This is a genomic window from Halobacillus litoralis, assembly GCF_004101865.1.
GTDB lineage: Bacteria > Bacillota > Bacilli > Bacillales > Halobacillaceae > Halobacillus > Halobacillus litoralis_A.
This window is the reverse complement of sequence record NZ_CP026118.1, coordinates 490,332-511,741: the sequence shown is the minus strand read 5'-3', so window position 1 is coordinate 511,741 and position 21,410 is coordinate 490,332. Positions and strand designations below refer to the sequence as shown.

The following is a 21,410-nucleotide window of genomic DNA, read 5'->3' as shown; positions in this document are numbered from 1 at the left end:
CTTTAGTATTCGTTTGATATTGACAGTGAATATACCCCCTGACCCTTGTACACGCAGGCTGTTTTTTTGATTAATAAAAGAAAATCACTCTTTTTAGATAGGCCTCGTTGATTCCACGATGAGCGTTTGGTGGTGACGCCTGCGGGAACAGCGCGAGCCGAAGATCCACTTGGTCAAGGAATCTTCTTGAGCAAGTTAGCTGAGGTCGGGCCTATGGCAAGCATCCACCGACAAGCGATTCGTGTGAATCAACAACAAACTTTAACAGCTCCTTTAGATTGAAAAGGTTTTTTCAGTGGCCACGCATTTATGCCGCTCTATTTTTTTGCCTATCAAAATATAACATCGATAAAGGGTAGGGGACTGGACTGTTGTTCAGTTTAACTGAAGTTTTATGATAGAATAGGAATAGATTTTGGTGAACGGATGGAGGAGCAGATATGAAGAAAGAATTCGCAGTTATAGGTCTAGGAAGATTTGGCGGAAGTATATGCCGGGAATTGAGTACGGAAGGCATGGAAGTCCTTGCATTGGATTTGGACGAGGATAAAGTGAACGAGTATCGCGATATTGCTTCACACGCGGTCATCGCCGATTCGACAGATGAAAATGTTTTGAAAGAATTAGGATTTCGGAATATAGATCATGTGATTGTAGCCATCGGTGACAACATCCAGGCAAGTATGCTGACAACCTTGATTTTAAAAGAACTCGGCATCAAAACCATTACAGTGAAAGCCCAAAATGATTATCACGAGAAAATTCTCAATAAAATCGGAGCGGACCAGGTTGTCCACCCGGAGCGGGACATGGGGAAACGGATTGCGCATAATATCATCTCCAACAATATTCTTGACTATATCGAGCTATCCGACGACCATAGTGTCGTAGAAGTCAAAGCTGGTAGTAAAATGGGCGGTAAATCGCTTGTTGACCTGGATATTCGTGCCGAGTACGGCTGTAACGTCGTCGCTATCAAACGGGATAAAGATGTCATCGTTTCGCCGATGGCAACAGAAGAAATCAAAGAAAGCGATATTCTCATCGTCATTGGAGCCGATAAGGATATCAGCCGTTTTGAAAAGAGATTAGTTGTAGAAGATTGATGTAAAAAACCCCTCTATCCTTATTGATAGAGGGGCTTATTTTAAAAGATTATAAAGTATATTTTTCACCTTCCACAGAGCGCTAATCTGTGGTTTTTTTATCATTTAGCTCCAGCGCCTAGCCTCTCGAGGTCTTAAGTCCATCCTCTCTGTGACAAAGGACGTCACGGCGAGGATCGTCTTAAGCTTGTCGAGGCTGAGCAAGGCGCTTGCGCTTTTGTTCTGATCTATAGATAAAACTTCTTGTCAGTAATAAAGAAGTTAACACTTATTTTATAATTTTATAAGAACGTCCATTCATCTCATTCGGAGGTGAGAAAATGTGTCTTAAGCTCTTTTCTTACCGCAGCATCCGCCACGTTTCACTTTACGGTCGCTTGGTGATGTGTTGATGACAATCGGTCCATTGGGTTTTCTGACACGACTACTCTGAACTTGTCTTTTCACTCTTTTAGCCTTCACGACTACCTCTCCTTATTCTTTATATTGTATTATAAGTATTTTGATGAAAAAAGGGAGGGCGATTAGGAAAAATCTATAAGAAATGGGTGTTCGTCATAGGATTTCTCACTGATTGAAAAGCATTTGGTGTGGGGGTAGCTTGTTTTGTAAGAAACGATCACCATCTTCACTCCATACTCGGTGTGATTCTTAAGGTCGGTATATGAGGGGTAAGGTGCTGTTGCAGGGTGTGAGTGATATACAGCCAACACCTTTTGTCCCTTCAAACCAATTTGTTCCAGTGTCTCTTCAACGACCTTCTTACTTACATAGAAACGAGTGCTTGATTTCCATTCATTCTTTAATGGCCATACAGATCGAATATGACCTTGTTCCGCTCCGGCTAGTAGTCCGCAAGCTTCATAAGGCAATTCTTGCAGCCCATGATTAATCATTTGGTCGTACAGGGTCTTAGATATCTTCATCATATCTCCATCAATTCCGTTTCTGGAAGATCGAAAATAATGAGGAGAGTTCCATCTTTTTTCCTGGTTCTTTATTTTCCTTGCCATTTGTCACTGAGGGATGGTTTTCTTCATTTATAGAATGCTGTTCCTGCTTTTCCTTTTTTTTCTCTTCGACCTTCTCGGTTGGCTCTGCTGAATCTTTTGAAAGATTTTTCTGCTCCTCGGTCTTCTGCAACATAGGTCCATTTTCCAATGCTTTCTTTATTAAATAATGGAATTGGAGTTTATTTTCACCTGTGTTGTCACTATCTGTTATTGACTGGGCGGATTCTTCAGCGTTTTTTTTTCGAATGATCGTATTTTTGTTCATATCCATTTGCGGATTGTTGTATTTCTTCCTTTTGCCATCATTCATACTCTGGTTAGGAAAAGAGGTCTGATTAGCAGCTTGTTGGTTTTGATAATAAGACGATTGATTACCAGCCTGCCTGTTGCTCATTGGTGGATAATGGTCATTTCTTGCTGAAGTGTAGGAACGGGATGATTGGAGCATATTTTGCAATTTACGGTATTCCGATGTCCTTGCAGGAGCCTGCCTGCTTTCCTGAACAGGAACAGGAGTTTCTGGCATTGTTTGTTGAGGGGCTGATTGTATTTGGCCCTTTAAATAGGTAATTTCATCTTTTAGGCGATCGACCTCAGAGGTTGTTTCTTGTTTTACTGAAGTCTGTTGAGTATCGATGACACGGTTCATTTTTTCCATTAAGTCGTGGATTTGCAGGCGATCCATCTTGTCTTTAATGGCCTCAAGGTCTTTCTTCAATACATTCACCGTTTCATTTACAGATTGAAGCTGAGCAGAGAGCAGCTTTGTTTTTTCCCCTGCTTCGTAATTATAATCTTCCATTTTATTCATTACTCCTTCTAAATTAAACTTGAAATCATTCGATTCCATTTTTGTAAGAAGGTAGTCGTCTGTGACACTGCCTGATTTCATGAAATACAAAATTTCTTTATAAAGGCGTAATTTCTCCTTTAATGTCTGCATTTCATCTGTGCTATACAATCTGTATCGGTCCATCACTCATCACCCTTTTTCAGCACATTAATATACTATTGATAATTCACCAATACGTGACAAATGTGCAGAATATCGAAGCCTTGCTTACAAGCGTAATTTCCGTTCTTTTCTTTTACTTATCATTCTATGCTTGAACATCGTATTTATTAGATGTTTCTGCAAGGGGACAGTCACCAATTTTCGTTTTTATGAATCTAATATAGGTGTTCGCACAAAATGCAAAAAAATATCAAATATCAGCGATAGTACTAGACCCAACTGTACATTTGTTCATATGCTACGAATGAAAGAAAAAATCTTATTCGGAGGTGTTTGCAAATCATGCAAGCAAAAAATTTAACAGGGGGCCAAGAGCTCCTATGTATCAACACAGAAAAAGTTTATGATTGGATCATCAATGAAGCGTCATTTGATTTGACTCTAGGTGATTTCGATCTTCCACTTGGACCGACTGGAGATCCTATTGAGTGTGATGACATTGTAAATGTTTCATGTACAGTAGAACCAGCGGAAGTAGACCCGATTGAAATTGCCGGGCGAGTGAACCAGGAGCTTGTTGTCGATGGAACAATGTTGACGCTCCAACTTGTTAATATCCGTAAAAACTTTACGGTAACAGTATTTGTCGAACTGGTTCCAGAACTAGGGGGAGGACTCGTTGAAGTTGGTGAGGTAGACTTCACACGTTGTGAGCAAGTCCTGTTATGTGCACCTGAAGGAACAGATGTGGATGTCACTTACACGGATTTGGATTGCTTCATCTGTAACTTTACTTGTGAAGAAAATGGTACAGAAACAGACACATTAGACGATGTCACTGTATCTGTAAGATTGTGCCAGAGCATTCAATCTACATTCGACGTAACACTTGAAATCGTAGCTGACTTCTGTGAGCCAAGAGATCAGCTTCCTATCCCACCATGCCCTGCCCCTATGATGCCACCACAATGCCCAGTGTTGTTCCCTAACGGAGACGACGGTACTAACGGGTAATTTCATCGCATATATTAAAAGAGAGGATTATGTCCTCTCTTTTTTTGTTGGCCAGGAATTTTTTGAGGCGCTTGCGCATTAGATTCATCCAGCTCCAGCGCCTACCCCCTCGAGGTCTTAAGTCAATCCTCTCTGTGACAAAGAACGTCACGGCGAGTCTTGTCTTAAGCTTGTCGGGGGTGACCAAGGCGCTTGCGCTTAGATCCATCCAGCTTCAGCCCCCAGCCACTCGCGACATAAGCAACCCGTCCTGTGGAAGGGGAGAGCACCTTCCACAGGCCGTTTTGCTTATGCGTTTCGTGTCTTTCAGGGCGCTTGCGCATTAGATCCATCCAGCTTCAGCGCCTACCCCCTCGAGGTCTTAAGTCAATTCTCTCTGTGACAAAGAACGTCACGGCGAGCCTTGTCTTAAGCTTGTCGGGGGTGACCAAGGCGCTTGCGCATTAGATACTTCGGAGGTGAAATTATGGATTCATCCCAGGAAATATCGTTATGGAAAAAGAAGAATGATCAGTATTTCGATGAAATCAAACAGTTGATTTCTAAGTTAAAGCAGACTGAAGGGTGGAAGCTCATTAGTTATTTTACATATGCGATCCATTTTTCTCATGACCCCAAGATGGATAGCATGGTACTCGGGAGTTATCATGTTCACAACATCGGAGATCAGCCTTTTCCTTCTCCTTATATATGCTTGAAAATTTCCTCGGAAGCACCTTTTCACTTTTCAGGTAAATATGTGTATAAGGACTCGCTCCAAAAAATGAAAATGCAAGGCGCCTGGGAGCGAATGAATGAACATACCGATAAGGAAGAATTTTGGTTGCAGCCTTCAGGTACAGCACAAATAGAACCAAATGAGACTCTTTCTTTTTCCAATTTTCAACTCAAATGGTCCGCAGATCAGAAATATTCCGGGAGTTTGCTTGGTTATACCTATGGAGAAGAGAATAAAAATGGAACACCGTCGCTGAACCAAATTAATATAAGTGGTACCAACATCATTCAGGAGGGGGAGTCAGATGGATGATCGGGAACTTCAGCTATTGTTGAAAAAATGGCTCAAAGAATGGATGAATGGACAGTTGCAGGAAGCAAAAGCGGGTAGTGCAGACAGGAAAAATCAAAGTTTTGTTTTTCTCGATGATCAAACCATCCAAATGTTATTGATGATGTTGATGATGAATAAAAACCCTCCGTCCTATGAAGTTCATTCATCAGGCAATGGAACAAGCAGAGAATGGGAAGAACTTATGAAAGAAAACGAAAAAGCTCTTAAAGAAATCAGAGATCTATTAAAGTAGAGGGTTCATTCATTGCGCCTATGTTCATATATATATAACCGTTGGGGCTTATAAGTGAAAGACCATTTCACAAGGAGGTTTGCAAATGGAAAAAAATACGGTTTTATTGCAACAAAAAATCATTCATTTCAAATCTGAATTGGCAAAATATAAAGAAAAGGTGAAGGATTATCAGGAAAATTACCATTATGCTTTGCTCGAAAAGTTGAAGAAAGAAAACGCAGACCTGATCGAAGAGCAAGAAGAGTTGAAAAGGGATCGTAATGTATCAATTCAAGAGGCCAACAAACGAATGCAAGGCCTCGAACAGCAATTATCAAATGTGAAACGACTGCAGGAAAAACAGGTTCAGGAAACAGAACTTTGGAAAGAAAAGGCGAATCGGTTCCAGGAGGATTATAGAGAGACCTCCCAACGAGTAGTTGACTTGCAAAAGGAAGCATCAAGTTTGCAATACCGCTTGAAAAAGCAAGAAGACGAACTTGAAAAAAGAAATGAAGAGTTGTACCAGCAAAAACAGCACTTTGAAAAAACAGAAGATGATTATTGTTCACGCATTGAAGAATATGAAGCAATATCACAAAATCTAAAAGAACGATTGGAAGAAGCAGATGGAATAATCATAGAAGTAAAAGCTAAAAACGAAGAGCAAGACTACCATCTGAAGCAATTGACTGAAGAAATAAATGTACTCGAAGATAAAAATGAGACCCTTTCAGTTGATGCCCGAAGCTATTATCATCAAGTGAAGCGCTTAGGAAACCTGTTGTCAGAAGCGGAAGTAGAATTGAAAGAACAAAAATCCTTCCTATGCGAAGCTCAAGAGGAGTGGAAAGAGAAAGAACTCACTTTTCAACAAAAAGCCAAAACGTGGGATGAGGAAAAAAGAACATATGAAAAGAACAAAAACGAGTGGACTGAAAAACTGAGCCAAAGGGACAAAAAGCTTGATGAGTTGAAACAAGCGTATGACCAACTGAAAAATCAACAACAGGAATGGAAAGATGCAGAACGTACCCATCAAGAACAAGCGAAAGCCTGGGCAAAAGAAAGGCAGAAGTATGAAAAGCAGCAAAAAGACTTGAATGTAAAGCTGGACAAAAAAGCTGGACTGATTAATGATCTGAAACAAGCAAATGAACAACTCAAAAAGCAAAATGAGAAAATATTAGGCGTATTTCCAGAAGAAGGCTCTGGTGAAGAGTCCGGATCTGAGGACATTCTAAGCCTTTTAGATCAGGAAATAAAGAAACTTCTCGGTCAAACTTTTGAGTATGAGGAAGAGTTGGATTCTAAAATCGTATTCATGACAGCATTGGAAAATAAGGTGGAACAGCTCGGAGAAGAGATCCTTGCCTTAGAGGTGGAAGAAAGTAAAAATGGACATTCCAAAGAATGATATAACGATTTCCCCCTTATTAACTTACCTGTCTGGGTAGGTTTTTTTGTTTGTATAAGTATTATTCAAATAACCGGATAAAGGATTTTCTTCCAGCCCCAGCACCAAAGCCATTTTCGTTGCCTAGCCTTCTTTTTTCATCGGATATTGGATTGAACTTGAGAGGGTTCAGGAAAATAATATTTCTACAATCATCAATACTAATTAAGAATAAACAATTTAAGTTCCGCTTGTTTTGTTTAAAGAGGTGTGGGAAAGGAAATAAGAAAAGTTATAGACCTTTAATCATACTAGGAGATACCGAAAGGATGAGTATACATGTTTGAAAAGCGAACCGGAGAAGTCATTACACAACAATTGATCGATTGGGGCGTCGACCACATTTACGGAATGCCCGGAGATTCAATCAATGAACTGATCGATGACTTGAGAAAAAGACAGGAAGAGATTTCTTTCATGCAGATCCGACATGAAGAAACAGGAGCATTGGCTGCTTCAGCTTATGCAAAGTTAACTGGTAAACTCGGTGTCACTCTGTCGATTGCAGGGCCTGGCGCAGTTCACCTGCTGAATGGTCTTTATGATGCGAAAGCAGATAAAGCGCCTGTGCTAGCCCTTGTTGGCCAAGTCCAAAGTGAGGAAGTCGGAACAGGAGCCTTCCAGGAGATTAATCTGGAGCGTATGTTCGATGATGTCGCCGTATTCAATAAACGTGCAGCTACAGAAGAGCAGCTCCCGGATTTGCTGAACCAAGCAATTAAAGAAGCCTATACGAATAAAGGTGTTTCCGTCTTGATCGTGCCTGATGATTTGTTCGCCAAAAAACAGACCAGTGAAGTGATGCTCACGTCGGGAGAGCATTATAAGCCGGAAATGATCCCTAAACCAGCTCATTTGAAAGAGGCACGCAGTCTTATTGAACAAGCTGAAAAACCGATCATTCTGGCAGGACAAGGGACGAAAGATGCACAGAATGAATTGATAGATTTTGCTGAGAAGATTAAGGCGCCAATCATTCTAAGTTTGCTTGGCAAAGGAATGATTCCGGATAACCACCCATATTGTCTGGGGCAACTTGGTCAGATAGGAACGAAACCTGCCTATCATGCGATGAAAGAGACAGATCTATTGATTCTGATAGGGACACAATTTCCTTATCGTGACTTTTTACCAGAGGATGTACCTGCGATTCAAATTGATAATAAGCCGGATAACCTCGGCAAGTACTACCCCATCAAACTAGGTCTGGCAGGGGACAGCAAAGAAACATTGCAAGCATTGTCTGAACTCATTAGTCCTGTAGAGAAGCGGTCTTACCTTGAATATTACCAGGAAAAAATGAATGATTGGAGAATTGCTATCCAGGAGGAGAAACGTTCAACCGAGGACCCTCTTCACGCTCCCCAGGTTATGTATGAGCTTGAGAAGCACATGGAACCCGGAGCGGTCATTTCCGGAGACGTCGGAAATGTCACGGTATGGTTGGCACGCTTTTTACACCTAGTCAATCAGAAGTTTGTATTGTCCGGCTGGCTTGCGACCATGGGAAGCGGACTTCCTGGTGCGATTGCTGCCAAGAAAGCCTATCCAGAAAAACAGGTGATCGGCGTATCAGGAGATGGAGGTTTCTCCATGGTGATGCATGACTTTGTCACAGCTGTTAAATATGATTTGCCTATTAAAATGATTGTACTGAATAATAGTAAAATCGGCATGATCAAATACGAGCAAGAACAAATGGGGCACTTGAATTACGCAACGAATTTAGGAGAAGTGGATTTTTCCAAGTTCGCAGAAGCGTGCGGTGGAGAAGGGTACCGGATAGAATCGTATGAAGAACTTGCGCCAAAGATGAAACAGGCTTTTGTTTCAAACAAACCGGTGATCATCGATGTGGCTATCGAGGATCAAGCCCCTCTACCAGGTAAAATCGGATATCAATCGGCTGTTAATTTTTCAAAATATATCGTGAAAAACTTCTTTGAATCAGGATCTCTTGACTTGCCTGACATGAAAAAATCAATTCAACGATTGAGATAAAAATTAAAGCCCCGCTGGCGTCTGCCAGCGGGGCTTTTTAATATCATACTTCCATAATGATTGGTAAAATCATCGGACGACGTTTCGTCTTTTCAAATAAGAACGGTGCAATTGTGTCCGTAATTTCGTTTTTAATCTCTGACCATTGAGTTGTGCGGCGTTCCATGACTTTTTCAACATGGGAACTGACCAATTTCTGTGCTTCTTTGATCAAGTCTTCGGATTCTCTCATATAAACGAATCCACGTGAGATAATGTCAGGTCCAGAAGCTATTCTGAATTCCTTCATGTTGATGCTGACCACGACAATCACGAGACCTTCCTCAGAAAGAATGCGGCGGTCACGTAAAACGATGTTTCCGATATCACCGATTCCGCTGCCATCGACATAGACGGCTCCGGATGGGATTTTTCCAGCAACCATCGCTTCTTCTTTACCGAGAGCAAGTACATCACCGTTATCCATGACAAAGCAGTTATCCGGTTCAACTCCACAATCATAGCTTAATTTCTCATGCTCTTTAAGCATACGGTATTCACCGTGAATAGGCATGAAGTACTTCGGCTTCATCAAACTGAGCATAAGCTTCATCTCTTCGCGGCTGCCGTGACCTGATGTATGGATATCATTCAATGGACCGTGGATGACATCTGCTCCGGCACGGTAAAGTTTATTGATGGTTCTGCTGACACTAATCGTGTTTCCAGGGATTGGGGAAGAAGAGAACACGACAGTGTCGCCAGGCTGTACTTGAATTTGGCGGTGCGTCCCATTTGCTATACGAGAAAGGGCAGCCATCGGCTCACCTTGAGACCCCGTACAGAGAATAGCGACTTCATTAGCCGGCAACTTGTTGATTTGTTGTGGTTCAATGAATGTATCCTTAGGGGCACGGATATATCCAAGCTCTTGACCGATTCTGATGGAAGATTCCATACTGCGGCCAAATACAGCGATTTTTCGATTGTTTTTAACTGCAGCTTCTACAGCTTGTTGCAAACGGTGGATGTTTGATGCGAACGTAGCGAAAATCAAACGTCCCTCCATACGCGAGAAAATGTCATGAATACTTTGACCAACGACACGCTCTGATTTTGTAAAACCAGGCACTTCACTATTGGTACTATCTGATAACAGGGCGAGAACACCTTCTCTACCGATCTCAGCCATTTTAGCTAAGTCAGCGGGTTCTCCGACAGGGGTGAAATCAAATTTGAAGTCTCCGGTATGCACAACGTTGCCTGGAGGAGTCTTAACGACGACTCCGTATGAATCAGGAATACTGTGCGTTGTACGGAAGAAAGACACAGAGGTTTTACGGAACTTGATGACATCATCCTCTTGGATCGTGTTCAACTTTGCATTCCGCAAAAGACCATGTTCATCCAGCTTATTACGCAGCAGGCCAATCGCTAATTTGCCAGCGTAAATAGGGATGTTGATTTCACGTAACAAGTAAGGGATTCCACCGATGTGGTCTTCGTGACCATGGGTGATGAATAGCCCTTTGATTTTATCTTGGTTTTGTACTAAATAGGTATAATCCGGAATGACATAATCGATACCGAGCAGTTCATCTTCCGGGAATTTAATACCTGCATCAATGAGGATGATTTCGTCTTGGAATTGTACACCATAAGTGTTTTTACCAATTTCTCCGAGTCCGCCGAGGGCGAATACGGCTGTTTGGTCATTTTTCACGAATTTCATCGATTAAAGATTCTCCACAGCGAAATCTTCGGATTGCTTTTCATATGCCAGGTGATCCTCATCAAGCACCTGTATATATTCGATATTGAATCCTTTATTTTTTAATTTTTCTCGAACTTTTCTCTCTGTTTCCGCTTCTACATACATACTGTCTGTACGTTCGCGGACAGGAACTTCTTTCGACAGTTCCTGATATAATACTTTGAATATCATTGCTCTATCGCTCCTAACTAGATATTATTTCCACATTCTTGTCCTGTCATCATCATAGCACGTTTATTTCATGTATGGTAATGATAGTAGTGTTCCGAAGGTGTTCGCTGCACCTTCGGAGTAATGATTTACGCGTATGTTTTTCGTTCCATGAAATCTTTCCAACGTTTTCTAAGCTTTCTTCGTAGACGCTTCATCATTTGCATCTATCCCCTTTCTTTGATGAAGAAATGCGCCAAAAACGTTAAACCGCCCAATCCCTGTTACTTCTAGTATAATACGGTTTGTGGAAGAATGAAACATTTACATATTATATTTTGTCATTATCGTGTGTTTTTCTTCTCAAACCTATCCACTCATGCTACAGTATAGCCAAAGAATGGACCATACTAATATAAATACAAAATATTAATGGCAGCAATTTTAGGAGGATATGTAGAATGAACAAAAAAATCGCTTTTTTCGACATTGATGGAACCTTGCTTGATCATGATAAGAAACTTCCGGTAAAGACGAAAAAAGCCATCAAGGACTTACAAAACGAAGGTGTCTATTGTGCCATCGCAACAGGACGGGCCCCATTCATGTACAAAGAACTGAGAGAAGAGCTTGGAATCGATTCCTTCGTTAGTTTCAATGGTCAGTATGTGGTATTTGAAGGAGAGGAAGTCTATACGAACCCTCTTTCAGAACCTGATTTAGAAAAACTTCACCAACATGCAGAAGAAAACGACCATCCAATGGTTTTTATGAATGATGAAGAAATGAAAGCATCTACACTGAATCATTCTCATATCACAAAAAGCCTCGGCACATTATACATTGAACACCCGACTGAAGATGCGTCTTTCTTTAAAGGAAGAAACATTTATCAATCGCTGTTGTTTTGTGAAGGGGATGAAATCGAGGAGTACCGGACAGCTTATGATGCGTTCGATTATATCCGCTGGCACCCTGTCTCCTGTGATGTTCTGCCAAAAGGTGGCTCGAAAGCGGAAGGCATAAAGAAAATGATAGAAGCATCCGGACTTAATCTGGAAGATACTTATGCTTTTGGTGATGGTTTAAATGATATCGAAATGATCCGTGAAGCTGGCACAGGTGTTGCTATGGGGAACGCTGTCCCTGAAACAAAAGCAGTCAGTGACTTTGTTTCGACAGATGTCGGAGAAGGCGGACTTGTCCATGCGATTTACGAACTCGGTTTATTGAAATGATGGAAATTAAAAGGCGCCTGAATGAAAAATGACCACTGAAAAACCTTTCTCAATCTAGAGAAGCTGTTAATGTTTGTTATTGTTTCTCACGAATCGCTTGTCGGTGGATGCTTGCCGCGGGCACGGCCTCAGCTGAATTGGCCAAGAAGATCACTTGACCAAGTGGATCTTCAGCTCGTGCTGTTCCCGCAGGCGTCACACCGAACGCTCATCGTGGAATCAACAGAGGCCCATTTAGAAAGAGTGAATTTCTTTGATATAAAAACAAAGAAATTCACTCTTTTTTCTTGTCCATTGAAAGAAGGCGAGTTAAAGGATAAAATCGTCCAACTCAGCTTCTTTATTGGATGAATACCTCAAAAGATGCCGTTCTTCAGTTTCCTCAACGAAATCAGGCGCCTTTTCTAATTATTCAGGATTGTTGCGCTTTTGATTCATCCAGCTCCAGCGCCTACCCCCTCGAGGTCATAAGCAGGCCCTTTGCTGTGGCACAAACCGCCACTTCAAAGGTTTGCTTATGCTTGTCGGGGGTGATCAAGGCGCTTGCGCTTTTGTTTCATCCAGCTCCAGCGCCTAGCCTCTCGAGGTCTTAAGTCCATTACTCCTGTAAAGAAAGATCGCTTCACAGGAGTAATGGACTTAAGCTTGTCGAGGCTGATCAAGGCGCTTGCGCTTTTGTTCGTCCAGCTCCAGCGCCTACCCCCTCGAGGTCATTAGCAAGCCCTTTGCTGTGGCACAAACCGCCACTTCAAAGGTTTGCTTATGCTTGTCGGGGGTGACAAGGCGCTTGCGCTTTTGTTCTAATTCAGCGATCTGCTGGGATTGCGTTTTCTGGTTCTTTGAACGGATTATCTTGATCGATATGATCATAGAACATGACACCGTGCAAGTGATCGATTTCATGTTGGAAAACGATGGCGGCATAATCCCTCAGACGCAGCTTCACTTCATTTCCCTCCAGGTCAATCGCCTTCACAGTAATTCGTCTATATCTCGGCACATAGCCAGGTACTTCACGATCAACTGATAAACAACCTTCGCCTGTTGAAAGGTAAGTACGTTCAACCGAATGACTGATAATGCGTGGGTTGAACAGACCGTAGCTATAAAGTTTATCTTTCAAATCTGTAAAATGAACCGCAAGCATACGTTTGTTTACGTTGATTTGCGGTGCAGCTAAGCCCACTCCAGGACGCAAGCCGTAACGGTCACATACCTGATCATCTTGACTGTTTTTCAAATATTGAAGCATAGCTTCTAAAGTCTCTTTTTCCCCCTCAGAAGCAGGCAGAGAAACCTCTTCCGTTACTTTTCTTAAAGCGGGGTGACCCTCACGAACAATATCGTCCATTGTGATCATCAACAACATCCTTTCTAAGCAGAAACTCTCCAACGATTTCTTATAAAAGTGAAGTCAACCTTAATGAGTATGTTAATGGTAACATTTGTGAAAAAGGCACTTCCAATTTATTTTCATTTATTATACTATTGTAGATATGACAAGATTACAATGATGTTTCATGTAATACGAGGGGGAAAAGTTGTGCAAGTACGTATGCTCATGGCACTTCTGGCTGCTGCGGTCTTAATTTTATCTGGATGTACAGGCCAGTCAGCTAAAGAAGAGATGTATGATCACCTAGAAAAAGCCGTTACTTTGGAAGATGCTTTCAGGGAGCAGCAGCAACCAATGGTTGAGCTGGAGAAAGAAGAGCAGGAGCTTTATGAACAAATCATCGATTTGAACATGGACCAATTCGAAGAGATTAAAGAGAAATCTCAACAAGCGGCCGCGATCGTAGAAGAACGCAGGGAAAAGCTTGAGCTTGAAAAAGAAAGTATCGACTCTGCTAAGGAAGAGTTCGATAAAATAGAGCCTCTTGTTGAAGATTTGGATGAAGAAAAAGCAGACGCAAAAGATAAAGCCAAGGAATTGATCGATACGATGAACAAGCGTTACGATGCTTATCAAGATCTCTATAGTTCTTATGATGAAGCACTTACGCTTGATGCTGAGCTTTATGAAATGATGCAGAAAGAAGATTTGACGGAAGAACAGCTGCAAGGTCAGATAGAAGAAATCAATCAAAGCTATAACAAGGTCATTGAAATGAATAAAACATTCAATGAACATACTGAGAAATACAATACATTGAAAAAAGAGCTTTATGAGGCATTAGAACTGGATGTCACGTACGAGGAGTCCGGGGAGAAAGAAACAAATGACGAAGAAAAAGAGGGAGAAGACGGTACGGACGCTTCTTCTGAAGAATAGTTGAAGGAACCGCTGACTTATTCAGCGGTTTTTTTGTGCTCTGAAATAGCTGATGCTTTCATGTGGTGCTTAAAGCACTAACAGTTTTCTATCTTCTGGCATCCATAGCTCGTACTAGAACAGCTTGTCTCTGAACCTTATTGCTGTGTAATGGGTATTTTAATGGTTTCAATCTTCAAATTTTTCTTCTTACTTATTAAACAGGTTGCTCATTTCAGACAAGTATCCAAAACAAGTTTAATCATTTGCTTCTATGGATGAAAAATCGTAGTATTAATACAGGAACAATTTTTAGGGTGGTACAGTCTTAGGCTTTCCATTGACAGAATGAGCCATTTTCTGAGTGTGGCGTTTATACTCTAAGTATGTATGGAGATTATGTATGCGAAGTGATTGACGAACAATGACGAATTGAGCTAAACTACATAGTGGATTGACATTGTACCATTGAATCTTGCTTCATGAATGTAACAGTTATGTTCAGCTTCTATGCATGATTAATAAAGTTATGTACAGGGTAAAACGTAAAGAGAAAATCGGTACAGTTTTTTTTCATAATTGGGAAAGCTACTCACAGCATCCATTTTAAAATTCGAAGGAAAGGGTGAAATATTTTGAAACGAACTCTTGAGAACATTGAAAATCAGTTCGAAACGTTTCAAATCCTTAATGAAGAAGGCGAAATCGTAAATGATGATTTCATGCCTGACTTATCAGATGATGATTTAAAAGAAATTATGCGTCGTATGGTTTATACGCGTATTCTGGACCAGCGTTCTATAGCACTTAACCGTCAAGGACGTCTTGGTTTCTATGCGCCGACGGCTGGACAGGAAGCGTCCCAGTTGGGAAGCCAATTCGCACTTGAGAAAGAAGACTTCATTCTTCCAGGTTACCGCGATGTACCACAGTTGATCTGGCACGGTCTTCCACTTTACCAGGCATTCCTGTTTTCCCGTGGACATTACAAAGGGAATCAAATGCCTGAAGGAGTTAACGCCGTAAGCCCACAGATCATCATCGGAGCACAAATCACCCAAACAGCCGGTGTCGGTCTTGGATATAAAAAACGCGGAGAAAATGCTGTAGCCATCACTTACACTGGTGACGGCGGCGCCTCTCAAGGGGATTTCTATGAAGGAATCAACTTTGCAGGTGCTTTCGGTGCGCAAGCAATTTTCGTTGTTCAAAATAACCGTTTCGCAATTTCTGTACCTGTTGAGAAGCAATCAGCTGCTCAAACAATTGCCCAAAAAGCAGTTGCTGCAGGTATCGAAGGCATTCAGGTGGATGGTATGGACGTACTTGCAGTTTACGCAGCTACGAAAGATGCGCGTGAACGTGCTGTGAACGGTGAAGGTCCGACGTTGATCGAGACATTGACTTACCGTTATGGTCCACACACAATGGCTGGAGATGATCCGACTCGTTACCGTACAGAAGACGAAGATAATGAGTGGGAGAAAAAAGATCCGATCGTTCGTTTCCGTAAATTCCTTGAAGCGAAAGATCTATGGTCAGAAGAAGAAGAAAACGAATTGATTGAAAAAACGAAGGAAGAAATCAAAGCAGCAGTCAAAGAAGCTGACGGTACTGATAAACAATCAGTTGCTGACTTGATCGGTATCATGCATGATGAACTTCCATCTAACCTGAAAGAGCAATTGGAAGAATACAAGGAAAAGGAGTCGAAGTAAATCATGGCACAAATGACAATGATCCAAGCCATCACAGACGCGATGCGCACAGAACTTAAAAATGATGAAAACGTGCTGGTTTTCGGTGAAGACGTTGGTCAAAACGGCGGAGTCTTCCGTGCTACTGAAGGTCTTCAAGATGAATTCGGTGAAGAGCGCGTTTTCGATACACCACTAGCTGAATCAGGAATCGGCGGGATGTCCATCGGGCTAGCCCTTACAGATTTCCGTCCTGTACCTGAAATCCAGTTCTTTGGTTTCGTATATGAAACAATGGACGCGATCAGTGGACAAATGGCACGTTATCGCTATCGTTCTGGTGGTACCCGTCAAATGCCGATTACGATTCGTTCTCCTTTCGGCGGCGGTGTCCACACACCTGAACTCCACGCAGACAGCCTTGAGGGGCTATTGGCACAGCAGCCAGGTCTGCGCGTGGTCATTCCATCAAACCCATACGATGCTAAAGGTCTTTTGATCTCTTCCATACGTAATAACGATCCAGTTATTTTCCTTGAGCACATGAAACTTTACCGTTCATTCCGTGACGAAGTGCCTGAAGAGGAATATACAGTAGAACTGGACAAAGCTGCCGTTAAGCGTGAAGGTAATGATGTTACATTGGTTGCGTACGGTGCTATGGTGCATTCTTGCCTTAAAGCTGCGGAAGAACTTGAAAAAGACGGCGTAAGTGCTGAAGTCATCGATCTTCGTACTGTAAGCCCTGTCGACTATGAAACAATCCTTGAATCTGTCAAGAAGACAAACCGCGCTGTTGTAGTTCAAGAAGCGCAAAAACAAGCAGGAATCGCTGCGAATGTTGTTTCCGAAATTCAAGAAAAAGCCATCCTTCATCTTGAAGCACCTGTATTGCGTGTAACAGCACCAGATACAGTCTATGCATTCACTCAAGCTGAAGAGGTTTGGTTGCCGAATCACAATACGATCGTTGAAAAAGTCAACGACGTTATGAACTTTTAATCATCCCTAATCATAGGAGGTAATAACCGTGGCATTTGAATTTAAGCTGCCTGATATCGGTGAAGGTATCCACGAAGGTGAAATCGCAAAATGGTTCGTAAAACCTGGCGATGAAATCAAAGAAGATGATGTCCTTTGTGAAGTGCAAAATGATAAAGCTGTCGTTGAGATCCCTTCTCAAGTAGATGGAACTGTCAAAGAAATCCATGTAGACGAAGGCGAAACAACTACTGTAGGAACAGTCATCATTACAATTGATGATGGTTCTGAAGATACTGGTTCTTCTGAAGAAGAAGAGGAGCCGAAAGAAGAAGAAAAAGAGGCACCAAAAGAAGAAAGCAAAGAAGAAAAAGAAGATAGTGGATCTGATCAACCAGCTGCATCTTCCGACGATAGCGATGTTGATGAAGACAAGCGTGTCGTAGCGATGCCTTCTGTACGCAAATTTGCTCGTGATAATGAAGTAGACATCCGCAAAGTTCAAGGATCCGGCAAAAACGGCCGTGTTCTTAAAGAAGACGTGGAAAGCTTCATGGACGGCGGACAAGCAGAAGCAGCATCAGAAGGATCTGCTGATCAACAGCAAGAAGAAAGTGCAGAAACTTCAACTCAACAAGCAGCACCTGCTGCTGGAGAAGCCTATCCAGAAACACGCGAGAAGATGAGCGGAATCCGTAAAGCGATTTCCAAAGCTATGGTTAACTCCAAGCATACAGCTCCTCACGTAACTCTTATGGATGAGGTGGATGTCTCTGAGCTTGTAGCTCACCGTAAGAAGTTCAAGTCAGTCGCAGCTGAGCAGGAGATCAAGCTGACGTATCTTCCATATGTCGTGAAGTCTCTTGTTTCTACACTGAAGAAATATCCAGTCCTAAATACGTCAATTGACGACAATACGGATGAAATTATTCAGAAACACTATTATAATATTGGTATCGCAGCAGATACGGAGAAAGGACTCATGGTTCCAGTCGTAAAAGATGCAGACCGCAAGTCCGTATTCTCTATCTCAAGCGAAATCAACGAACTAGCTGTGAAAGCTCGTGACGGTAAACTTTCATCTGAAGAAATGAAAGGTGCTTCCACTACAATTACAAATATCGGATCTGCCGGTGGACAATGGTTTACACCAGTCATCAACCACCCAGAAGTTGCAATCCTTGGAATCGGCCGTATCGCTGATAAACCGATCGTCCGTGATGGCGAAGTAGTTGTTGCTCCAGTTCTTGCGATTTCCTTGAGCTTCGACCACCGTATCATCGATGGTGCGACAGCTCAGCACGCAATGAATAACATCAAGCGTTTACTGAACGATCCACAACTAATCATGATGGAGGCGTAAAGTATGGTAGTAGGAGATTTTCCAATTGAATTAGATACGTTGGTTGTCGGTGCGGGTCCTGGCGGTTATGTAGCTGCCATCCGTGCTGCTCAATCTGGTCAAAATGTAACAATCGTCGACAAAGGCAATTTGGGCGGTGTATGCTTGAACGTTGGTTGTGTACCATCTAAAGCATTGATTCAAGCCGGTCACCGTTTTGAACATGCCAAAGGTTCTGATGATATGGGGATCAAGTCTGAAAATACAACTGTCGACTTTTCCAAAGTACAAGAATGGAAAAGTGGCGTTGTCAACAAACTGACTGGCGGTGTTGAAGGCCTTCTTAAAGGTAACAAAGTGGATATTGTAAAAGGCGAAGTTTACTTTGTAGATAAAAACACTGTCCGTATCATGGACGAAAAGAACTCTCAAACGTACACGTTCAATAACTGTATTATTGCTACAGGTTCTCGTCCAATCGAAATCCCTAACTTCAAATATTCTGATCGTGTTCTTGATTCTACTGGTGCTTTGAATTTAGAGGATATTCCTAAGAAGATGGTAGTCATCGGTGGCGGATACATCGGTACTGAACTTGGTACTGCCTATGCAAACTTCGATACCGAAGTAACCATCCTTGAGGGAACAAAAGATATTCTAGGCGGATTTGAGAAGCAAATGTCTTCTCTCGTCAAAAAACGCTTGAAGAAAAAAGGCGTTGACGTCGTAACCGAAGCAATGGCTCAAGGCGTAGAAGAAACAAAAGACGGTGTTACGGTCAAATACGAAGTCAAGGGTGAAGAGAAAACCATCGATGCTGACTACGTATTAGTAACAGTCGGTCGTCGTCCGAACACTGACGAGATCGGTCTTGAAGACGTAGGAGTCAAAATGAGCGATAAAGGAATCATCGAAATTGATAAACAGTGCCGTACAAGCATTGATAATATCTATGCAATCGGTGATATCGTCGATGGTCCGCCACTTGCTCACAAAGCTTCTTATGAAGGTAAAATAGCTGCTGAAGCTATTTCCGGTGAGAAGTCTGAGATTGATTATCTTGGAATTCCTGCAGTGGTATTCTCTGATCCAGAACTCGCTTCTGTCGGATATACGGAACAAGAAGCAAAAGACGCTGGATACAAAGTGAAAGCTTCTAAATTCCCATTCGGCGCAAACGGCCGTGCGCTGTCTCTTAACGACAGTGAAGGCTTCCTGAAACTGATCACGCGTGAAGATGACGATCTTGTCATCGGTGCTCAAATCGCAGGACCGAATGCCAGTGATATGATTGCTGAGCTTGGCTTAGCTATCGAAGCTGGAATGACAGCAGAAGACTTAGCTCTGACTATTCATGCTCACCCGACACTCGGTGAAATTACGATGGAAGCTGCTGAAGTAGCAATCGGACAACCGATTCACATCGTTAAATAATAGTAATGACAGATAAACGGGAAAAGCTAAACGCTTTTCCCGTTTTTTTACTTTCTGAAAATAATAGGACAGAACAGTTGATAATTCCCAGCATTTTGGGTGATTGAGTGGAGCAGCTTGTAAACTATATGGGTTTTATACATTTTATGATATGATTTTATTGTAATTTTTTCCTTTTGCGGGGGAGCTTCCTTGATGATGGAAAAATGCATAGGGTGTCATAATGGAGGAGGGGTTTTTTCTGAAAAAAAAGACAGTGTCCCGAAATGCGATCTTTATAATAGGTTGTATTCTCTTCACTTTTTCAATTGACATGCCAGTATTAGGTTTTAAAAAATTGGAGTTTGTGAAGGGGACTTCCAGCCACCAAGTCATTGATTGCAATTGGTATGGCAAAGAAATTAGCAGTTCGACTTTTGATGCTGCAATCTCCCATTACAGATGGGTTGAATCCCACAACCAGTAACTTAAGTTAATACATAGTGCTTGAGAGGTGAAGAAAAATGCGGAATAGGTTGAGGAAAATATCCTGGAAGGACGCTCTCATCGGCTTGACATTTATCATTGTGCTTTATTTCACGCTGCCGTACTTTGGCATAAATCCCTTTTATATAGTAAGTATCCTAATGGGGATTTTAATGGGAGCAGTTGAATGGATAACGAAATTCATATTGCCCTGGATTGTTTTATACTGGGGGGCCAGGTTGATAAAGAACCTGGAGTCCAGACAGGTTTCTAAATGATCTTGAGACTGTCGAGGGTGGACCTCTTTAATAAGAATCCACCTCCTGAAAAATTGACTACTGTTTCAACTTGTTTAAATGCCTTATACATATTAACGCGGATATGGCTCCGAGAATAAAAATGATGATAAGCAGTAATGTAGATATAGAATCGCCTGTGCGGTTGAATTCATCGGCTAATGTACCGATGCTAAATAGTAGATTGATGCCGGCAAGTACGACTAAGCCAGTATTCATCATAATGAAAGCGCCAATGGAAATTTTCTTTTTTAGAAATAAGAGGTACACAATATTGAGCAGTAGAATGGCAGCTAAAATTAACAGGGCAGGCTGCAGGTGATCGATCGGCTGGAAAGGCAAAAGTTTTCATCTCCTTTTCATATGTAAAATTTTGTTTGTTAGTATAACAGATTTTTTGAAATTATATAAAGGGCAATGTTTGTGGATAGGAGGGGATTCCTTTGAAAAAGCATATAAAAGCTGCATTAGTGATCTTAAGTTCATGTATCGTTCTATTTAGCTGTGATCCAACAACAAAGGACAAGATGGAGTTCTATCAACAAACAAAAAGTATTGACCTATCCAGTGAAATGATCGATTCTATATCAATACATTCAGATAAGGACACTATCCTTGCCACTTTCGGAAAACCCGATAATATTGAAGAAATATCCACCCCCAAGTCCCAATATTTAAGTTATGATGGGTTTGAGTTCGGCCTGATGGAAAGCCACGTTTTTCGCTATTACTTCAATAGTAATCATCAAACGACCAGAAAAATCAAAGATGGAGATACTAAAGAAAAAGTAATCGAAGAATATGGCCGGAATTACTATGAAAGAGAAGAAAGTGGTTTACATATGATGGGGTACTTTGATAAAGAAAATGAGATGAATATCGAATTTGGATTTCAAGGAAATAGAGTCACAGCAGTGATGGTTGAGTCTATCGGATGAAAAATAGTAACAAATTGGAGAAGGGTCGATT

Annotated in this window: 22 protein-coding genes; 14 read left to right on the top strand and 8 right to left on the bottom strand. The window is 41.7% G+C overall.

The window, feature by feature from the left end; all coding sequences use genetic code 11:
• Positions 1–129: 129 nt before the first annotated feature.
• Together HLI_RS21390 and HLI_RS02600 are read left to right on the top strand one after the other, a co-directional pair.
• Positions 130–282: a hypothetical protein gene (locus HLI_RS21390; RefSeq protein ID WP_164908451.1), complete on the top strand. Its 153-nt coding sequence runs from the start codon at positions 130–132 to the stop codon at positions 280–282.
• Positions 283–440: 158 nt separating this feature from the next.
• Positions 441–1,106, top strand: a complete 666-nt coding sequence (locus HLI_RS02600; RefSeq protein ID WP_128522942.1) for a potassium channel family protein — start codon at positions 441–443, stop codon at positions 1,104–1,106.
• 327 nt (positions 1,107–1,433) lie between these two features.
• Here HLI_RS02600 and HLI_RS22095 read toward each other — a convergent pair whose 3' ends face one another.
• The 3 genes from HLI_RS22095 to HLI_RS02590 all read right to left on the bottom strand — a co-directional run bounded on the left by HLI_RS22095 (position 1,434) and on the right by HLI_RS02590 (position 3,095).
• Positions 1,434–1,568 carry a hypothetical protein gene (locus HLI_RS22095; RefSeq protein WP_277750302.1) on the bottom strand — a complete coding sequence of 45 codons (135 nt, stop codon included), beginning with the start codon at positions 1,566–1,568 and terminating at the stop codon, positions 1,434–1,436.
• A 62-nt stretch (positions 1,569–1,630) separates the two neighbouring features.
• Positions 1,631–2,032, bottom strand: a complete 402-nt coding sequence (locus tag HLI_RS02595; protein WP_164908450.1) for a M67 family metallopeptidase — start codon at positions 2,030–2,032, stop codon at positions 1,631–1,633.
• A 10-nt stretch (positions 2,033–2,042) separates the two neighbouring features.
• A complete protein-coding gene (locus tag HLI_RS02590; protein ID WP_128522940.1) occupies positions 2,043–3,095 on the bottom strand; it encodes a hypothetical protein in 1,053 nt (350 codons plus the stop codon).
• Between the two features lie 321 nt (positions 3,096–3,416).
• Between HLI_RS02590 and HLI_RS02585 the strand changes: the two genes are divergently transcribed.
• The 5 genes from HLI_RS02585 (at position 3,417) to HLI_RS02565 (ending at position 8,831) form a co-directional block, all read left to right on the top strand.
• Positions 3,417–4,088, top strand: coding sequence for a BMQ_0737 family morphogenetic spore coat protein (locus HLI_RS02585; RefSeq protein ID WP_128522939.1), 672 nt, complete (start codon positions 3,417–3,419; stop codon positions 4,086–4,088).
• 466 nt (positions 4,089–4,554) lie between these two features.
• Positions 4,555–5,118 carry a hypothetical protein gene (locus tag HLI_RS02580; protein WP_241655921.1) on the top strand — a complete coding sequence of 188 codons (564 nt, stop codon included), beginning with the start codon at positions 4,555–4,557 and terminating at the stop codon, positions 5,116–5,118.
• Entirely contained in the window at positions 5,111–5,392 is a 282-nt protein-coding gene (locus HLI_RS02575; RefSeq protein WP_128522938.1) for a hypothetical protein, read from the top strand. Before HLI_RS02580 ends, HLI_RS02575 begins: the two co-directional genes overlap by 8 nt.
• An 85-nt stretch (positions 5,393–5,477) precedes the next feature.
• Positions 5,478–6,791 (top strand): hypothetical protein, encoded by a 1,314-nt coding sequence (locus HLI_RS02570; protein WP_128522937.1) that lies wholly within the window; start codon positions 5,478–5,480, stop codon positions 6,789–6,791.
• Positions 6,792–7,109: 318 nt separating this feature from the next.
• The gene (locus HLI_RS02565) at positions 7,110–8,831 is read left to right on the top strand and encodes a pyruvate oxidase (RefSeq protein ID WP_128522936.1); all 1,722 of its coding nucleotides are present in this window, start codon (positions 7,110–7,112) and stop codon (positions 8,829–8,831) included.
• 43 nt (positions 8,832–8,874) lie between these two features.
• On the opposite strand, the gene rnjA is transcribed toward HLI_RS02565, so the two are convergent.
• The gene (gene rnjA, locus HLI_RS02560; protein WP_128522935.1) at positions 8,875–10,542 is read right to left on the bottom strand and encodes a ribonuclease J1; all 1,668 of its coding nucleotides are present in this window, start codon (positions 10,540–10,542) and stop codon (positions 8,875–8,877) included.
• A gap of 3 nt (positions 10,543–10,545) precedes the next feature.
• Positions 10,546–10,755: a DNA-dependent RNA polymerase subunit epsilon gene (locus tag HLI_RS02555; RefSeq protein ID WP_128522934.1), complete on the bottom strand. Its 210-nt coding sequence runs from the start codon at positions 10,753–10,755 to the stop codon at positions 10,546–10,548.
• Positions 10,756–11,195: 440 nt separating this feature from the next.
• Here HLI_RS02555 and HLI_RS02550 point away from each other — a divergent pair, with 440 nt between their 5' ends.
• Positions 11,196–11,972: a Cof-type HAD-IIB family hydrolase gene (locus HLI_RS02550; protein WP_128522933.1), complete on the top strand. Its 777-nt coding sequence runs from the start codon at positions 11,196–11,198 to the stop codon at positions 11,970–11,972.
• 76 nt (positions 11,973–12,048) lie between these two features.
• On the opposite strand, the gene HLI_RS22090 is transcribed toward HLI_RS02550, so the two are convergent.
• Entirely contained in the window at positions 12,049–12,171 is a 123-nt protein-coding gene (locus tag HLI_RS22090; RefSeq protein WP_277750301.1) for a hypothetical protein, read from the bottom strand.
• Positions 12,172–12,777: 606 nt separating this feature from the next.
• Positions 12,778–13,332 (bottom strand): peptide deformylase, encoded by a 555-nt coding sequence (gene def, locus HLI_RS02545; RefSeq protein ID WP_128522932.1) that lies wholly within the window; start codon positions 13,330–13,332, stop codon positions 12,778–12,780.
• Positions 13,333–13,515: 183 nt separating this feature from the next.
• Here def and HLI_RS02540 point away from each other — a divergent pair, with 183 nt between their 5' ends.
• From HLI_RS02540 to lpdA, 5 genes are all read left to right on the top strand, one after another.
• Positions 13,516–14,247: a YkyA family protein gene (locus HLI_RS02540; RefSeq protein ID WP_241655920.1), complete on the top strand. Its 732-nt coding sequence runs from the start codon at positions 13,516–13,518 to the stop codon at positions 14,245–14,247.
• A 614-nt stretch (positions 14,248–14,861) separates the two neighbouring features.
• On the top strand, positions 14,862–15,944 hold the full coding sequence (gene pdhA, locus HLI_RS02535; RefSeq protein ID WP_128522930.1) for a pyruvate dehydrogenase (acetyl-transferring) E1 component subunit alpha: 1,083 nt from the start codon (positions 14,862–14,864) through the stop codon (positions 15,942–15,944).
• 3 nt (positions 15,945–15,947) lie between these two features.
• Positions 15,948–16,925 (top strand): alpha-ketoacid dehydrogenase subunit beta, encoded by a 978-nt coding sequence (locus HLI_RS02530; RefSeq protein WP_128522929.1) that lies wholly within the window; start codon positions 15,948–15,950, stop codon positions 16,923–16,925.
• 28 nt (positions 16,926–16,953) lie between these two features.
• Positions 16,954–18,267, top strand: a complete 1,314-nt coding sequence (locus HLI_RS02525; protein WP_128522928.1) for a dihydrolipoamide acetyltransferase family protein — start codon at positions 16,954–16,956, stop codon at positions 18,265–18,267.
• A gap of 3 nt (positions 18,268–18,270) precedes the next feature.
• On the top strand, positions 18,271–19,680 hold the full coding sequence (gene lpdA, locus HLI_RS02520; protein WP_128522927.1) for a dihydrolipoyl dehydrogenase: 1,410 nt from the start codon (positions 18,271–18,273) through the stop codon (positions 19,678–19,680).
• An 800-nt stretch (positions 19,681–20,480) separates the two neighbouring features.
• On the opposite strand, the gene HLI_RS02515 is transcribed toward lpdA, so the two are convergent.
• A complete protein-coding gene (locus tag HLI_RS02515; RefSeq protein ID WP_128522926.1) occupies positions 20,481–20,783 on the bottom strand; it encodes a hypothetical protein in 303 nt (100 codons plus the stop codon).
• 101 nt (positions 20,784–20,884) lie between these two features.
• On the opposite strand from HLI_RS02515, the gene HLI_RS02510 reads away from it, so the two are divergent.
• Positions 20,885–21,379 carry a hypothetical protein gene (locus HLI_RS02510; RefSeq protein ID WP_128522925.1) on the top strand — a complete coding sequence of 165 codons (495 nt, stop codon included), beginning with the start codon at positions 20,885–20,887 and terminating at the stop codon, positions 21,377–21,379.
• Positions 21,380–21,410: the final 31 nt, after the last annotated feature.

Excerpts from the sequence above, each read along its gene's own strand:
- HLI_RS02600 (WP_128522942.1), top strand. The coding sequence starts at position 441 with ATGAAGAAAGAATTCGCAGTTATAGGTCTAGGAAGATTTGGCGGAAGT.
- HLI_RS02595 (WP_164908450.1), bottom strand. The coding sequence starts at position 2,032 with ATGAAGATATCTAAGACCCTGTACGACCAAATGATTAATCATGGGCTG.
- HLI_RS02590 (WP_128522940.1), bottom strand. The coding sequence starts at position 3,095 with ATGGACCGATACAGATTGTATAGCACAGATGAAATGCAGACATTAAAG.
- HLI_RS02585 (WP_128522939.1), top strand. The coding sequence starts at position 3,417 with ATGCAAGCAAAAAATTTAACAGGGGGCCAAGAGCTCCTATGTATCAAC.
- HLI_RS02580 (WP_241655921.1), top strand. The coding sequence starts at position 4,555 with ATGGATTCATCCCAGGAAATATCGTTATGGAAAAAGAAGAATGATCAG.
- HLI_RS02575 (WP_128522938.1), top strand. The coding sequence starts at position 5,111 with ATGGATGATCGGGAACTTCAGCTATTGTTGAAAAAATGGCTCAAAGAA.
- HLI_RS02570 (WP_128522937.1), top strand. The coding sequence starts at position 5,478 with ATGGAAAAAAATACGGTTTTATTGCAACAAAAAATCATTCATTTCAAA.
- HLI_RS02565 (WP_128522936.1), top strand. The coding sequence starts at position 7,110 with ATGTTTGAAAAGCGAACCGGAGAAGTCATTACACAACAATTGATCGAT.
- rnjA (WP_128522935.1), bottom strand. The coding sequence starts at position 10,542 with ATGAAATTCGTGAAAAATGACCAAACAGCCGTATTCGCCCTCGGCGGA.
- HLI_RS02555 (WP_128522934.1), bottom strand. The coding sequence starts at position 10,755 with ATGATATTCAAAGTATTATATCAGGAACTGTCGAAAGAAGTTCCTGTC.
- HLI_RS02550 (WP_128522933.1), top strand. The coding sequence starts at position 11,196 with ATGAACAAAAAAATCGCTTTTTTCGACATTGATGGAACCTTGCTTGAT.
- def (WP_128522932.1), bottom strand. The coding sequence starts at position 13,332 with ATGATCACAATGGACGATATTGTTCGTGAGGGTCACCCCGCTTTAAGA.
- HLI_RS02530 (WP_128522929.1), top strand. The coding sequence starts at position 15,948 with ATGGCACAAATGACAATGATCCAAGCCATCACAGACGCGATGCGCACA.
- lpdA (WP_128522927.1), top strand. The coding sequence starts at position 18,271 with ATGGTAGTAGGAGATTTTCCAATTGAATTAGATACGTTGGTTGTCGGT.